This is a genomic window from Actinokineospora sp. NBRC 105648 (assembly GCF_030269645.1).
Taxonomy (GTDB): Bacteria; Actinomycetota; Actinomycetes; order Mycobacteriales; family Pseudonocardiaceae; genus Actinokineospora.
This window is the reverse complement of record NZ_BSTR01000017.1, coordinates 1-14,504: the sequence shown is the minus strand read 5'-3', so window position 1 is coordinate 14,504 and position 14,504 is coordinate 1. Positions and strand designations below refer to the sequence as shown.

General features: G+C 71.2%; 11 protein-coding genes and 1 riboswitch. Of the genes, 6 read left to right on the top strand and 5 right to left on the bottom strand.

Annotated elements, in window-relative coordinates; genetic code table 11:
• The first annotated feature begins 76 nt into the window (after positions 1 to 76).
• The 5 genes from glmU (at position 77) to QSK30_RS16855 (ending at position 4,820) form a co-directional block, all read left to right on the top strand.
• A complete protein-coding gene (gene glmU / locus QSK30_RS16875; protein WP_285503847.1) occupies positions 77 to 1,603 on the top strand; it encodes a bifunctional UDP-N-acetylglucosamine diphosphorylase/glucosamine-1-phosphate N-acetyltransferase GlmU in 1,527 nt (508 codons plus the stop codon).
• Positions 1,600 to 2,580: a ribose-phosphate diphosphokinase gene (locus tag QSK30_RS16870; RefSeq protein WP_285503845.1), complete on the top strand. Its 981-nt coding sequence runs from the start codon at positions 1,600 to 1,602 to the stop codon at positions 2,578 to 2,580. Before glmU ends, QSK30_RS16870 begins: the two co-directional genes overlap by 4 nt.
• Before the next feature lie 220 nt (positions 2,581 to 2,800).
• Positions 2,801 to 3,421, top strand: a complete 621-nt coding sequence (locus tag QSK30_RS16865) for a 50S ribosomal protein L25/general stress protein Ctc (protein ID WP_285503843.1) — start codon at positions 2,801 to 2,803, stop codon at positions 3,419 to 3,421.
• Positions 3,422 to 3,492: 71 nt separating this feature from the next.
• Complete coding sequence (gene pth / locus QSK30_RS16860) at positions 3,493 to 4,071, top strand: aminoacyl-tRNA hydrolase (RefSeq protein WP_285503841.1); 579 nt, start codon at positions 3,493 to 3,495, stop codon at positions 4,069 to 4,071.
• A 17-nt stretch (positions 4,072 to 4,088) separates the two neighbouring features.
• On the top strand, positions 4,089 to 4,820 hold the full coding sequence (locus QSK30_RS16855; protein WP_285503839.1) for a DivIVA domain-containing protein: 732 nt from the start codon (positions 4,089 to 4,091) through the stop codon (positions 4,818 to 4,820).
• Positions 4,821 to 5,366: 546 nt separating this feature from the next.
• Here the strand turns inward: QSK30_RS16855 and QSK30_RS16850 are convergent.
• Together QSK30_RS16850 and QSK30_RS16845 are read right to left on the bottom strand one after the other, a co-directional pair.
• A complete protein-coding gene (locus QSK30_RS16850) occupies positions 5,367 to 7,025 on the bottom strand; it encodes a fatty acyl-AMP ligase (RefSeq protein ID WP_285503837.1) in 1,659 nt (552 codons plus the stop codon).
• A 21-nt stretch (positions 7,026 to 7,046) separates the two neighbouring features.
• A complete protein-coding gene (locus tag QSK30_RS16845; protein WP_285503836.1) occupies positions 7,047 to 8,819 on the bottom strand; it encodes an ABC-F family ATP-binding cassette domain-containing protein in 1,773 nt (590 codons plus the stop codon).
• A 240-nt stretch (positions 8,820 to 9,059) separates the two neighbouring features.
• On the opposite strand from QSK30_RS16845, the gene QSK30_RS16840 reads away from it, so the two are divergent.
• Positions 9,060 to 9,587, top strand: coding sequence for a hypothetical protein (locus QSK30_RS16840; protein ID WP_285503834.1), 528 nt, complete (start codon positions 9,060 to 9,062; stop codon positions 9,585 to 9,587).
• A 739-nt stretch (positions 9,588 to 10,326) separates the two neighbouring features.
• Here the strand turns inward: QSK30_RS16840 and QSK30_RS16835 are convergent.
• The 3 genes from QSK30_RS16835 to rsmA all read right to left on the bottom strand — a co-directional run bounded on the left by QSK30_RS16835 (position 10,327) and on the right by rsmA (position 13,714).
• Entirely contained in the window at positions 10,327 to 11,292 is a 966-nt protein-coding gene (locus tag QSK30_RS16835; RefSeq protein WP_285503833.1) for a 4-(cytidine 5'-diphospho)-2-C-methyl-D-erythritol kinase, read from the bottom strand.
• Between the two features lie 164 nt (positions 11,293 to 11,456).
• A complete protein-coding gene (locus QSK30_RS16830) occupies positions 11,457 to 12,464 on the bottom strand; it encodes a methionine ABC transporter ATP-binding protein (protein ID WP_285503832.1) in 1,008 nt (335 codons plus the stop codon).
• 198 nt (positions 12,465 to 12,662) lie between these two features.
• Positions 12,663 to 12,752: riboswitch (SAM riboswitch) on the bottom strand.
• A gap of 107 nt (positions 12,753 to 12,859) precedes the next feature.
• Complete coding sequence (rsmA, locus tag QSK30_RS16825) at positions 12,860 to 13,714, bottom strand: 16S rRNA (adenine(1518)-N(6)/adenine(1519)-N(6))-dimethyltransferase RsmA (protein WP_285503831.1); 855 nt, start codon at positions 13,712 to 13,714, stop codon at positions 12,860 to 12,862.
• Positions 13,715 to 14,504: the final 790 nt, after the last annotated feature.

Genomic DNA, 14,504 nt, shown 5'->3' with positions numbered 1-14,504 from the left:
CAGCGCTCCCCGCCCGGTGCGGCCCGCGCCTTTGCATGTTCCCGCCGAAACGCTTTCGCCAATGCTAGGGAGTGCGATGTCCGCAACCACCCCCGATCGAGCGCGCCTGGGCCAGGTCACGACCGTCATCCTGGCCGCGGGGGAGGGCACCCGGATGCGGTCGGCCACCCCCAAGGTGCTGCACCCGATCGCGGGCAGGCCGCTGGTGGAACACGCCGTGCGCGCCGCCGACGGCCTCAAGCCAGACCACCTCGTCGTCGTGCTCGGGCACGGCCGCGACGCCGTGGGGGCGCACCTGGCCCAGGTCGCCACCGCCCTCGGCCGCGAGGTCACCCCCGCGGTCCAGGAGACCCAGGACGGCACCGGGCACGCCGTGGCCTGCGGGCTGGCCCCGCTGGGCGCGGTCACCGGCACGGTCCTGGTCACCTACGGTGACGTCCCGCTGCTGGACACCGCGACGCTGGCCGCGCTGCTCGACGAGCACGCCGAGCTGGGCAACGCGGTCACCGTGCTCACCGCCCGGGTACCCGACCCCACCGGCTACGGCCGGATCGCGCGCGGTGCCGACGGCACCGTCGAGGCCATCGTCGAGCACAAGGACGCCACCGCCGAGCAGCTCGACATCGACGAGGTCAACTCCGGGGTCTACGCCTTCGACGCCGCCGTCCTGCTCGACGGGCTGTCCCGGCTCTCCACCGACAACGCCCAGGGCGAGCTCTACCTGACCGACGTGCTCGCCATCGCCCGCGGCGACGGCAAGCGGGTGGGCGCGCTGGTGTGCGCCGACCCGTGGCTGGTCGAGGGGGTCAACGACCGGGTGCAGCTGGCCCGGCTGGGCACCGAGCTCAACCGGCGCACGGTCGAGCGCTGGATGCGCGCCGGGGTCACCGTCGCCGACCCGGCGACCACCTGGATCGAGGCCGACGTGCAGCTCGCGCGCGACGTCCGCCTGGAGCCGAACACCCAGCTGCGCGGGCGCACCAGCGCGGACGAGGGCGCGGTCATCGGCCCGGACACCACGCTGCTCGACGTGGCCGTCGGCGCCGGGGCGAGCGTGGTCCGCACGCACGGCTCGGACGCCGAGATCGGCGACGGCGCCTCGGTCGGACCGTTCGCCTACCTGCGGCCGGGCACCCGGCTGGGGGCCAAGGGCAAGATCGGGACCTTCGTGGAAACCAAGAACGCCGACATCGGCGCGGGCTCCAAGGTCCCGCACCTGTCGTATGTGGGCGACGCCACGATCGGCGAGCAGAGCAACATCGGTGCCGCTAGCGTGTTTGTCAACTACGACGGAGTGAACAAGCACCACACCGTTGTCGGATCGCATGTGCGGATGGGTTCGGACAACATGTACGTGGCGCCGCTCACCATCGGTGACGGTGCCTACAGCGGCGCGGGCACCGTGCTGCGCCGCGACGTGCCCCCCGGCGCGCTCGCGGTCTCCGGCGGCAGCCAGCGCAACTTCGAGGACTGGGTGGTCCGCAGGCGCCCGGGCACGGCGTCGGCCGAGGCCGCCCAGCGGGCCACCACCCGCCGCGGCGAGGACCAGCAGGGCAGCGCGCCCCAGGGCGGCGCGGAGCAGAACAGCGAGGACCAGGCATGAGCACCAAGGCGGGTACCCCCAAGAAGAGCCTGATGCTGTTCTCCGGCCGGGCGCACCCCGAGCTCGCCGAGGAGGTCTCCAAGCACCTCAACGTGAGCATCACCCCGCAGTCGGCCTACGACTTCGCCAACGGCGAGATCTTCGTCCGGTTCGAGGAGTCGGTGCGCGGCTGCGACGCGTTCGTCATGCAGAGCGCCACCGCACCGATCAACCAGTGGATCATGGAGCAGCTGCTCATGGTCGACGCGCTCAAGCGGGCCAGTGCCAAGCGCATCACGGTGATCATGCCGTTCTACCCCTACGCCCGCCAGGACAAGAAGCACAAGGGCCGCGAGCCGATCTCCGCGCGGCTGATCGCCGACCTGTTCAAGGTCGCGGGCGCCGACCGGATCATGACCGTGGACCTGCACACCGCGCAGATCCAGGGCTTCTTCGACGGCCCGGTCGACCACCTGTTCGCGCAGAACCTGCTGGCCCGCTACATCAAGGACAACTACCCGGCGGAGAACATCACCGTGGTGTCCCCGGACGCGGGCCGCACCAAGCTGGCCGAGAAGTGGGCCGACGACCTCGGCGGCGTGCCGATCGCGTTCATCCACAAGACCCGCGACCCGCTGCGGCCCAACGAGGTCGTCGCCAACCGGGTGGTCGGCGAGGTCGAGGGCAGGCTGTGCGTGGTCATCGACGACATGGTCGACACCGGCGGCACCATCGCCAAGGCCATCCACCAGCTGCTCGGCGAGGGCGCGGCCGGGGTGGTCATGGCCGCCACGCACGGCGTGCTCTCCGGGCCCGCCCGCGAGCGGCTCTCCGGGTGCGGGGCCAGGGAGGTCGTGTTCACCAACACGCTGCCCATCCCGGACGAGAAGCGCTTCCCCGGGATGACCGTGCTGTCCATCGCCCCGCTGCTGGCCCGGGCCATCCAGCAGGTCTTCGAGGACGGCTCGGTCACCTCCCTGTTCGACGGCGACGCGTGAGCCCCGGGGGCGGGTCGGACCCCCCGGGTTCGACCCGCCCCCGGGGACGTGCGTAAACTATTCGAGTTGCCTCGGCGAGGCGGGCATCGCGCCTGGCGTGATCGACGTGGCGGTTTCGAGCCGAACGCGTCTCGTGCCTCCCGTGCCCCTCGCCGCAGGTCGCCGCCCCGACTGAGAAGTCGCGCCCCCGCCGCACTGTGATCGCAAGGAGAGCACCACCGTGTCCGAGGTACGTCTGGCCGCCGAACAGCGCACCGAGTTCGGCAAGGGCGCAGCGCGCCGCACCCGCCGCGCCGGCAAGATCCCCGCCGTGCTCTACGGACACGGGTCCGACCCCAAGCACCTGGCCCTGCCCGCCCTGGAGTTCGCCCGCGTCGTGCGTGAGCACGGCAACAACGCGGTGCTGACGCTGAACTTCGGGTCCGGCAGCGAGCTCGCGCTGACCAAGACCGTGACCACCCACCCGCTGAAGAACTACATCGAGCACGTGGACCTGCTGCTCGTCCAGCGCGGCGAGAAGGTCTCGGTCGAGATCCCGATCGTGATCACCGGTGACGCCGCGGCGGCCACCCTGGTCACCCAGGACCTCACCACGCTGCTCATCGAGGTCGACGCGCTGGCCATCCCCGACCAGATCGAGCTGTCCATCGCGGGCGTCAAGGCGGGCACCCAGATCCTGGCGGGCCAGCTGGAGCTGCCCGCGGGCGCCACCCTGGCCGGCGACCCCGAGGCGATGGTGCTCGCGGTCAACGCGGCGCCGACGGCCGAGCAGCTCGAGGGCGACCTGGACCTCGAGGGTGCGGGTGTCGTCGAGGACGCCCCGCAGTCCGCCGACGCCTGAGTCCCCGGAAATCTTCGCGGTGATGCCCCGGTCCGGGTTCGGACCGGGGCATCGGCGATCCTGGAGCGGTGATGGCGGACGAGGCACCGGTGGTGGTGGTCGGGCTGGGCAACCCCGGCCCGCAGTACGCGGGGAACCGGCACAACATCGGGTTCCTGGTCGCCGATGAGCTGGCGGCCCGGGTGGGCGGCCGGTTCAAGGCGCACAAGGCGGGCGCGGACGTGGTCGAGGGCAGGCTCGACGGGCACCGGGTGGTGCTGGTCAAGCCGCGCTCGTTCATGAACGTCTCCGGCGGCCCGGTCGCGGGCGCGGCCAAGTTCTTCAAGGCGCCCCCGGAGCGGGTCGTGGTGGTGCACGACGAGCTCGACCTGCCCTTCGGCAGCCTGCGCCTCAAGCTCGGCGGCGGCGACAACGGCCACAATGGACTGCGGTCGATCACCAAATCGCTGGGCACGAAGGACTACCATCGGGTCCGCTTCGGCATCGGCAGGCCGCCGGGCCGGATGGACCCCGCAGACTACGTGCTCCGCGACTTCGCCACCGCCGAGCGCAAGGACCTGGCCTTCGAGATCGACCGCTGCGCCGACGCGGTGGTGGCGCTGGTCGGCCAGGGCCTGGAAGCGGCCCAGAACACGTTCCACGCAGGCTGAGGAAGGGCACGACGAGGATGACACTGACCCCGGACGCGGTGCGCGCGGTCACCTTCGACAAGGCCCCCTTCGGCAGGCGCGGCTACCACGAGGACCAGGTGGACGACTTCCTCGACCGGGTCGAGGCGGCCCTGTCGGGCCGGGGCGACCTCACGGTCCAGGACGTGCGCGAGGCCGAGTTCGACGCCGCCCCCCTGGTCAAACGCGGCTACCACGAGGACCAGGTAGACGAGTTCCTCGACGACGTCGCCGCCGCCTTGGAACACCGCGCCGCCACCACGCGCCCACGACCCACCGAGGACGCGGAACCGCCCGCCACCCCGCGCACCCGCGCCGCCTCCCACGCCCAGCCAGACGCGCGCGCCACCACCGACTCACACGGCAGGCACGACTCTCGCGACCAGGCCCACGCCGAGCTGCCCACTGCCCGCCAGGCCACCCGAGGCACCCAGCCCGACCACCACGGCGCCATCGACCCGCACGGCCCCCAGGCCGAGCTGCCGGAGCCCCCGTACTTCCCACTCCCCCCGGCCCCACCCGGCACCCAGGGCTACCACCCCGCCGACGTCGAACGCCTGGCCCACCTGCTAGACCGCGCCGCCATCGAACACGGCGCGGGCCCCACGGCAGAACAGGTCGCGGCAACCCGCCTGACCCTGTCGCCCTACCCGGGACAGGGCTACCACCCGGCCGCCGTGGACGCGATCAAGTCCGCCTGGCTAACCGAACTCCGCCGCCGCGAGCGCTGATCCCAGCCAGCTGGACGTCGTCCGCACCGCACCCCTCCACCGCTGCCCCACTCGGCCGCTCCTCAGACAACACCCCGCCTCAAGGCACGCAAAGCCAAGCCACCAGGCAAAGTCCCCCGAGGCAAGACCTGCCCACCCCAGCGACCCCCCAAGGTAAGGCCCACCCGTCCCAGGGGGCTCCCCCGCAGCCATTCTACCTGCGGAAACACCGCCAGCGGCACATGTCGATCTTGCCTGTGGACAACTCGTCCCACCCTCTGACACGACCACTCCTGAAACCGCCCCACCCCCCGACACCACGCCCAGGCAACCCACCCCGGCACCGGCGCCCGACCCAACAACCCTCCCCGGCGACCACTCCCGCCCCTGCATTCCATACGCAGCCCAAAACACGGGCGCGGAGTGCTTGTCAAGGCATCTTTCCCGCCTTGACAAGCACTCCGCGCCCGTAGTCACAATCGTGCGTAGGGAAAGCAGGACACACAACCAGGACGCAGGACACCCAAACCCAGGACCGCGCGAAGCAGGAACACCCAGACAGCAACCTCAGAGCGAAGCAGCAGCGATGGACGCCGCCACCTGCTCCCCAGCCGCCGCTCGCCGCAGCTTCCCCGATGGCGTCTTCGGCAACGTCCCAGGCGCGAGCACCACGACCGCCGACGGGCGTGCGTTCACCGCCTCGAACACCCGGGCCGCGATGTCCTTGCGCAGCACCTTCTCCGCCGCCTCGTCCCCCGCGCCCCGGGACTCGACCACCACGGCGAACCGCTCGCGCCGTGTGCCCGCGTCGATCCGGACGGCCACCGCGTTCCCGGCCCGCACACCCTCCACAGTGGACGCCGCGCGCTCGATGTCGGTGGGGTAGATGTTGCGGCCACCCAGGATGATCACGTCCTTGGCGCGCCCGCAGATCACGATCGACCCGGCCACCAGGTACCCGATGTCCCCGGTCGCCAGCCAGCCGTCCGCGTCCTGGGTGGCCACCGGGCCGTTCACCGTGAGGTACCCCGGGGTCACCGCCTCGCCGCGCAGCTGGATCTCGCCGACGAACCGCTCCCCCACGACCTCGCCCGCGGCCGACACGATCCGCGCCTCGATGCCACGCAAGGGCTTGCCCAGCACGGCGAACGCGCGCCCGGAGTCCGGACCGGCGGGCTCGGCGTAGTTGTCCGCCTCCAGCCGGTCGGCGTCGACGTGGTCGAGCGTCAGGCCGGTGAGCAGCGGCGCGAACGAGACCGCCAGGGTCGCCTCGGCCATGCCGTAGGCCGGGAAGACGCACTCCGGCCGCAGCCCGAACCGGGCGCCAGAGTCCACAAAGGACTTGACGGCCTTCTCGTCGACCGGCTCCGCGCCGTTGAGCGCCAACCGGAGCGAGGACAGGTCGTACGGTCCGTCCACACCGGACAGTCGACGGCCGAGCAGCGCGTAGGCGAAGTTCGGCGCCGCGGTGATCGTGCCGCGGTGGCGGGAGATCAGGTCGGCCCACAGCAGCGGTCCGGTGAGGAACTCGACCGGGGTGACCTTGACCAGCTCCAGCCCCACGGTCATCGGCACGGTCAGGAAGCCGACCATGCCCATGTCGTGGAACAGCGGCAGCCAGGACACCATCACGTCGACCTCGACGTCGAGCTCGGCGGCCTCGACCATCGCGGTCAGGTTCGAGAACAGGTTGCGGTGGGTGATCCGCACGGCCTTGGGCTCGGCGGTGGACCCGCTGGTGAGCTGCAGCAGCGCGGGCGCGTCCTCGTCGACCTCGACCACCCCGGCCAGCGGCGTGCCGTCGGCGAGCTCCTCCAGCCGCAGGTACCCGATGCCGTGCTCGTCGAGCAGCGGGGCGAGCTGGTCGAACGGGGAGCCGAGCAGCACCAGCTTGGAGCCGATCATGGTGAGCACCCGCACCGTGTCGTGCGCCCACTCGGCGAGGTCGGTGCGCGGGGTCGGCTGGTGCAGCATCGTGACGCTGCCGCCCGCCAGCCACACGGCCTGCACGGCCGGGGCGATCGTCACCGGCTCGGCGGCGAGCACGGCCACCGCGCCGCCGCGGGTCAGTCCACCCGCGACCAGCGCCCCCGCCATCCGGGTGGCCCGCTCGTGGACCTGGCCCCAGGTGTGCCGCACCGGCGCCTTGGGCTCACCCGTGGTGATGCCCCGCAGGTCACCGCGGTCGCGGGCGGTCTCGAGCAGCTTGTCAACGAACCGGCTCATATCCGCCAGCCTAGATCAAGGCTACTCAGCGGTATCAGCCACTTCCAGCCACTTGAGCTCCAGGTCGGCCTTGTCGGCGACCACCTTGCGCAGTTCGGCGTCGAGCTGGAGCAGCCGGTTGGCGTCGGTGGCCGCGGCGGCCAGCGCGGCGTGCAGCTCGGCCTCCTTCTTGTCCAGGTTGGCGACCTGGCGCTCCAGCCGGGCGAGCTCCTTCTGCGCGGCGCGCCGGTCGGCGGCGCTCACCTTGGCCACCGACGGCGCGGCGGCCTTGGCCACCGGGACCACAGTGGACAGCGTGGCCGCGCGGCGGGTGAGGTACTCCTCGATGCCGCCGAGCAGCTGGGTCACCTTGCCGTCGCCGAACAGCGCCACCACCCGGTCGCAGACCCGCTCGACCAGGTACCGGTCGTGCGAGACCACCACGATCGTGCCCGGCCAGGAGTCGAGCAGGTCCTCCAGCTGCTGCAGGGTGTCGATGTCGAGGTCGTTGGTCGGCTCGTCGAGCAGCAGCACGTTCGGCTCGGCCATCAGCAGCCGGGCCAGCTGCAGCCTGCGCCGCTCGCCACCGGACAGGTCGCCGACCGGGGTCCACTGCTTGTTGGCCGGGAACCCGAAGCGCTCCGCGAGCTGCGAGGCGGACAGCTCCTGCTTGCCGAGGGTGACCCGGCGCGCGATCTCCTCGATCGCCTCCAGGACGCGCTGGTGGCCGGGCAGGTCCTGCAACTCCTGGGTCAGGTGCGCCAGGCGCACCGTCTGCCCCTGGACGCGCTTGCCGGTGGACGGCTGCGTGTCGCCCGCCAAGAGCTTGAGGAGGGTGGTCTTTCCGGACCCGTTCACGCCGACCAGGCCGACCCGGTCGCCCGGACCGATGATCCAGTCCTCGTGGTCGAGGATCGGCTTGTCGCCCGCGGCGATCGAGGCGTTCTCCAGCTCGATCACCGTGCGGCCGAGCCTGCGCTTGGCGAAGGCCATCAGCTCGACGTTGTCGCGCGGGGCGGGCACGTCGGCGATCAGCGCCTCGGCGGCGTCGATCCGGTAGCGCGGCTTGGACGTGCGGGCCGGGGCGCCCCGGCGCAGCCAGGCCAGCTCCTTGCGGGCCAGGTTGCGCCGCTTCTCCTCCAGCGTGTCGGCCAGCCGGGCGCGCTCGGCGCGGGCGTAGACCCAGTCGGCGTAGCCGCCCTCGTACTGCTCGACCTTGCCGCCGACGACCTCCCAGGTGCGGGTGCACACGGTGTCGAGGAACCACCGGTCGTGCGTGACGACCACCAGCGCGGTGCCGCTGGCGAGCAGGTGGTCGGCCAGCCAGCGCACGCCCTCGACGTCGAGGTGGTTGGTCGGCTCGTCGAGCACCACCAGGTCCAGCTCGCGCACGAGCGCCGCGGCCAGCGCGACCCGGCGGCGCTCGCCGCCGGACATGGTGTCGACGGTGCTGTCCAGGCCCAGGTTGATGATCTCCAGGCCCTCCAGGATGGAGCGCGCGCGGGCGTCGGCGGCCCACTGGTGCTCCTCGGTGATGCCCAGCGGGTCGAGCACGGCGTGCCGCGCGGTCGACCCGGGGGCCAGTTCGGTGCGCTGGGTCACCACGGCCATCCGCAGGTCGCGGTTGCGGCTCACCCGGCCCTCGTCGGCGGGCTCGATCCCGGCCAGGACCTCCAGCAGGGTGGTCTTGCCGCCACCGTTGAGGCCGACGACGCCGATCCGGTCGCCCTGGCCGACCCCGAGGGAGACCTGGTCGAGCAGCGGGCGCACGCCGTAGCTCTTGGTGACGTTCTCCAGATTGACCAGGTTGGCCATCTACCCGCACTTTCGCTGAGACGGCGTGGACCACAGGAAGTTACCAAGGTGGCCGCGAGCGGTCGCGGGCAGTGCACACCCGATTCACAGACTTACCGAATATCGAGCGCACTCGACCGACGACGGATAGTCACGACTCTGATTCTGCGCGACGGTTTGACCACACTGTGTGTGATTCTTTTGACGTGGTAACGATATTCGACTAATTACGACATAGGAGTTCGTCTGGGAGGTCGAAAAATGTCGGTAGTCCGCCGCTTGGCGCGGACCTCGGCCGCTACCGCGGCTGTGGCCCTGCTCCTCACGGCCTGTTCGAGCGCACCCGAGGACCCGGGCGACGGCACCAAGGCCGCGCAGCTGGGTCGGCAGATCGACATCCGGTCGAGCGGCAGCCCGAACCTGGCCACCCTCTGGCTCGACAGCGTCGTGCCGGTCACCTGCACCGAACCCGGCAGCCTGCCGCCCAACAACGGGCACTACCTGGCCGCCACGATCGTGCTGCAGACCAGCGAGGAGTACCAACCCGACTCGGGCTGGTGGATGAGCTACGCCGACTTCTCGACCAAGGACCCCGACGGCAAGGACAGCGGCAAGGGCATCCTGACCTCCTGCCTGCCCAAGCACCGCTACCTGCCCGACGACTTCTACCTCAACGACTCGGGCTACTACGGCGTCGTGCTGCTCGACTCCAGCAGCGAGCACGGCACGATCAGCTACCGCCCGCACAACCTGCCGCAGGACGTCAAGGGTTGGCACTGGCAGTACTGAACTGGTCGAGGGGTCGGCGGCAGGCCATGCCGGTGTCGGCGATGCCCATGCCGAAGCCGTGCGGCAGCGCGACCGGCCACAGGCACGGCGACCTGGGTCGACCACGATGCCACGGCTCGGCCCACGCCCTGATGGTCCACCCGGGATTCGGTCGCGGATCAGCACGACACCCCTGTCGTTCAACCCGCCACCCCGGGCCGATCCCCGCCTTGAGCAGCTCGTCCGGGCCTAGCCGCCCGGACCGGCACCCCGCGCGACTGATCGCGGTTTCACCCATTCGAGACCCCGAGTTATCCACAGGCAAGATCCACAAGCCCCGCCCGCCGGTCCCCGCCCGATAAACTGGCTGCGGGGCCTGCCCCCTGGGACGGGTGGGGCCTGTCTTGGAGCTGTTGTGGGGCTTGGAGCTTGATCTTTGGGCGTGCGGCCGGGCGTGTGGGGCTTGGGGTTTGGGGCCGTGGCCTGTGGGATGTGAAGCCTGCGCTCGGACGCTTGGGGCTGTGGGACGTGAAGCCTGGGCTCGGGCGCTTGGGATGTGAGATGTGAAGCCTGGGCTCGGGGGCGGGGCTTGGGGCTGGGGGCGCGGGCTTGCGGGCGTGAGGCTTGGCTGTGGGGGCGTGGGGCCTGGGCTTGGGGGCGGACGCCTGTGTCGGTGTTCGGATTCGGCGGGGTTCGCGCCGCTCAGTCCTAACCGAGCAGGGATCAGCTGCGCGATGACGTTCCCGGTCGTGCGCACCGCTCAGGCGTGGGCCTCGGGCGGCACCGGGCGGGGGGCCTCGTCGGCGGTGATCACGCGGGCGCCGGGGACCGGGCCGTGTGCCACGCGGACCGTGCGGCAGACGCCTGCCCCGGAGAGTTCGGCGGCCACCCGCAGCGCGGACTCGCCGTCCTCGCACAGGAATGCGCAGGTCGGGCCAGAGCCGGACACCGTGCCCGCCAGCGCCCCGGCGGCCACGCCCGCGCGCAGTGTGCGGCGCAGGCCCGGGCGCAGTGACACCGACGCGGCCTGCAGGTCGTTGCCCAGCAGCTCTGCCAGCTTGCGCGGGTCGCCGGTGGCCAGTGCCTCCAGGACCGGCTGCACGTCGCCGATGCGCGGCGGGTCGCCCTCGGCGCGCAGCCGGTCGAGCTCGCCGAAGACCTTGGGGGTGGACAGGCCGCGACGGTCGAGGGCCAGCACCCAGTGGTAGGTGTGCCGGGCCAGCACCGGCACCAGCTGCTCGCCCCGGCCGGTGCCCAGCGCGGTCCCGCCGTGCAGCACGAACGGCACGTCGCTGCCCAGCTTCGCCGCGACCTGGGCCAGCTCGTCGCGGCCCACCTCCAGCCGCCACAGCGAGGCCAGGGCGACCAGGGTGGCCGCGGCGTCGGCGCTGCCGCCCGCCATGCCGCCGGAGACCGGGATGCCCTTGCGGATGACGATGCGCACCTTGGGCTCGTCGGCGTCGCGCCCGACGTGCCGGGCCAGCTCCTGCACCGCGCGCCAGGCCAGGTTGCTCGGGCCGGTGGGCACCGAGTCGGCGCCCTCGCCGTGCACCTGCACGCCGGGCTCGTCGGCGATCGCGACGGTGACCTCGTCGGTCAGCGACAGGGCTTGGAAGATGGTGGCCAGCTCGTGGTAGCCGTCCGGCCGCAGGTCGCCGACGGCGAGGTGCAGGTTGACCTTGGACGGCACGCGGACGGTGACCGGAGGAGGGACGACGGCGAGCACCTTCTCAGCCTACGGTGTCCGCCCGGTCACTCCGCCCGCCCGACCCCGCCGCCCGGCGCGAGCCCGGGCACACCACGCCCGGACACGCCGGAAACCGCTGCTGGACAACGAAAATCCCTTGCCGTGGAACGAGAAGTGTTCCACGGCAAGGGATTCAGGTGAAATCAGGCAGCGACCACGTGGGCGCGCACCGGGGTCTGGCGCACGACGCCGCCGCGCTCGCCGATCCAGCCCAGCGCCGCGTCGGCCTCCTGGCCGGACACACCGACCAGGAAGCGGGCGACCGGCGTCTCGCCGATGCGGGTCAGACCGCCGCCGATGACGGAGATCACGCCGCCGAAGCGGGCGGTCGCCTCGGGCAGCAGCGCGCCGACGGCGGCGAAACCGACCAGGACGACCTCGGCCACCCGGTCGTGCGGGGTCAGCGACTGCAGCGGGACGTCGATCTCGGGCAGCAGCGACTGGGCGACCCGGCTGGTCGGGTCCTGCACCAGGGTGAGCAGGTTGCCGCTCTCCTGGACCTTGCCGCCGTCGAGCAGCGCCACGTCGTCGGCGATCCGGCGGACCACACCCGCGTCGCTGGTGACCACCAGGACGGTGGCGCCCAGCTCGGCGCGGGCCCGGTCGAGCACGGTGAGCACGCCCGCGGCGCCGTCGGTGTCGAGGTCCCTGGTGGGGTCGTCGGCCAGCAGCAGACCCGGGTCGCCGACCAGGGCGCGGGCGACCTCGACCCGGGCGCGCTGGCCCGGGGTGAGCGTGTCGGGGTAGCGGGCGGCCTTGTCGGTCAGCCCGATCAGGTCGAGCAGCTTGCCGACCTTCTCGCGGCGCTGCGGGCCGTCGACACCGGCCTGCTCCAGCGGCAGCGCGATGTTGCCCGCGGCGGTGCGCTGCGGCAGCAGCTCACCGTGGGCGACAACCCCGATGCGGCGCCGAGCCGCGCGGAGTCTGCGTGGGTCGAGGGCGGCGGTGTTGAACCCGTCGACGCGGATCACGCCGCTGTCCGGGCGCTCCTGCAGCGCCACCAGGCGGGCCAGGGTCGACTTGCCGGAACCGGCGGGGCCGACGACACCGGTGATCGTGCCGGTGGGCACGTCGAGGGTGACGTCGTCGAGGGCGACGACGGGGCCGGTGTTGCCCCAGAAGGACTTGCTCAGGTTCTCAACGGTGATCACGGTGGTTCGCTCCAACACGGCGGCAGGCCGACAGGGCGGCCTTCGTCCACAAGGGACGGTCCGGAAAAGACGATCAGGGGGTGACGATGACGTGGTGCTCGCGAGTACTCAGCTAGCTCCGCACATCAGTCGACATGCCGTGACAGTCCGCCTGCACTGGTCGATGACCCGCCGGGTGGTGAGGATCCCCATCGAAATCTCCCATCGTTCCTGGCGGTAGCACCTGCCCACGGTGGGTGGTTGCTGCGGCGTCACGGAGCCAGGTCTCTCAGCCGCTCGGGATGGAATGCTCAAAGAGTAGACCTGACCGCGACCGCCGAAGGCAAGCAAGTTGCGTCAGGAAGAGGTCAGACGTTCCACACATCACACTGCTGGAGTAACGGCGACCTGGCGCCTTACCCCAGGTGAGCGACTGCCTGCGCTATCCGGACGAAGTCGCTTACGGACAACTGCTCACCCCTCAGCCCGGGTTCGACCCCGGCCGCGACGAGCAACTCCTCCGCCCGCGCGGCCGACCCGGCCCACCCGGCCAACGCGGCCCGCAGCGTCTTGCGCCGTTGCGCGAAGGCGGCGTCGACGACGGCGAACACCCGCGCCCGGTCGGCATCGGGGGTCGGGCGACGGCGCATGAGCACCAGGGCGGAGTCGACGTTGGGCACCGGCCAGAACACCGAACGCGGCACCGTGGCGACCCGGCGCGCCTCGGCATACCACGCGACCTTGACGCTGGGCACCCCGTAGACCTTGCTGCCGGGCGGCGCGGCCATCCGGTCGGCCACCTCGGCCTGGACCATGACCAGCACGGTCCGCAGACTCGGCAACTCGGACAACAGGTGCAGAACGACCGGAACGGCGACGTTGTAGGGAAGGTTCGCCACCAACGCGGTCGGCTCGGCGGGGATCTGGTCGGCGGTGATCCGCATCGCGTCACCCTCGACGACGGTGAGCCGATCGGCCAGACCCGGCGCCCGGTCACGGGCCGTGGCGGGCAACCGCGCGGCGAGCACCGGGTCGATCTCCACGGCGACGAGGTGTGCGCAGGCGGGCAGCAGGGCCAGGGTGAGCGAACCCAGGCCGGGGCCGACCTCGAGGACGACGTCCTGCGGGTCGAGCTCAGCGACGGTGACGATCCGGCGAACGGTGTTGGGGTCGTGCACGAAGTTCTGGCCCAGCTTCTTGGTGGGCCGCACGTCCAGGTCCTCGGCAAGCCTGCGCACGTCAGCGGGGCCCAACAAGGCCGAACCAGTCACCGCGCGAGACTACTCCGAGCCGCTGACGCGCTCCGCACTGCCAGTCTGGGGCTCACCCGCCCACCTTCACTGCCGAACTGGCCCGGGACGATGCGGGCCTGGCACCGAGGTCTGGCCATCGTCTGGCCCGTGGTCTGGCTTGGGTTCTACCCCCGAGGCCTCTCCACACCCGCCGATGGACTCGGATCCATCGATGGGAAAATCCCCATCGATGGATCAACTCCCATCGCTCGTCCGGACTCCGGTCGTTGTTGAACTCCACCGGTTGTCCAATCTCCATCGATTGGATTCCAACCGCCGCTCGGGCTCCACCGGCCACTTGGACTCCAGCGCCTCTTAGGCCCACCGGCGCTCGGGCTACACCGGTCACTCCACGCTCGTAGGCTCCACCACCGATGGATCCGCTTCCCATCGATGGAGTCTCTTCCATCGATGGGAAGCGGGTCCATCGACTTGAGCCGACTCCACCGATCGACATCTATCCACCCATCGATTGGTTGCGCCGACTGTTTTCCATCTCTGATTCTCAAGCCCTACGGAACGCAAGTCCCGTTACGGATGTGCTCGATCTGGCGGACTCCCTTTGTGCGGGGGGAGGTGACCGCTAAACTTGACCTGTGGTGGGGATGCCCTTCTCCCCACGCTTTTTCCCCACTCGGTCGCCTAGTACGGCAGCCGCCATTTGTTAGCTGACCTGGGTGTTCTCGATGTCGCGGGCGAGTCTGGTGCGTTTGTGGAACCAGCGTGAGCGTGCTTGGTGGGTGCGTCGCCAGTTCACCCAGTGGGTTGT

What these genes read in the sequence shown, in the direction of transcription:
- glmU (WP_285503847.1), top strand. Translation starts at nt 77, where the DNA reads ATGTCCGCAACCACCCCCGATCGAGCGCGCCTGGGCCAGGTCACGACC.
- QSK30_RS16870 (WP_285503845.1), top strand. Translation starts at nt 1,600, where the DNA reads ATGAGCACCAAGGCGGGTACCCCCAAGAAGAGCCTGATGCTGTTCTCC.
- pth (WP_285503841.1), top strand. Translation starts at nt 3,493, where the DNA reads ATGGCGGACGAGGCACCGGTGGTGGTGGTCGGGCTGGGCAACCCCGGC.
- QSK30_RS16855 (WP_285503839.1), top strand. Translation starts at nt 4,089, where the DNA reads ATGACACTGACCCCGGACGCGGTGCGCGCGGTCACCTTCGACAAGGCC.
- QSK30_RS16850 (WP_285503837.1), bottom strand. Translation starts at nt 7,025, where the DNA reads ATGAGCCGGTTCGTTGACAAGCTGCTCGAGACCGCCCGCGACCGCGGT.
- QSK30_RS16845 (WP_285503836.1), bottom strand. Translation starts at nt 8,819, where the DNA reads ATGGCCAACCTGGTCAATCTGGAGAACGTCACCAAGAGCTACGGCGTG.
- QSK30_RS16840 (WP_285503834.1), top strand. Translation starts at nt 9,060, where the DNA reads ATGTCGGTAGTCCGCCGCTTGGCGCGGACCTCGGCCGCTACCGCGGCT.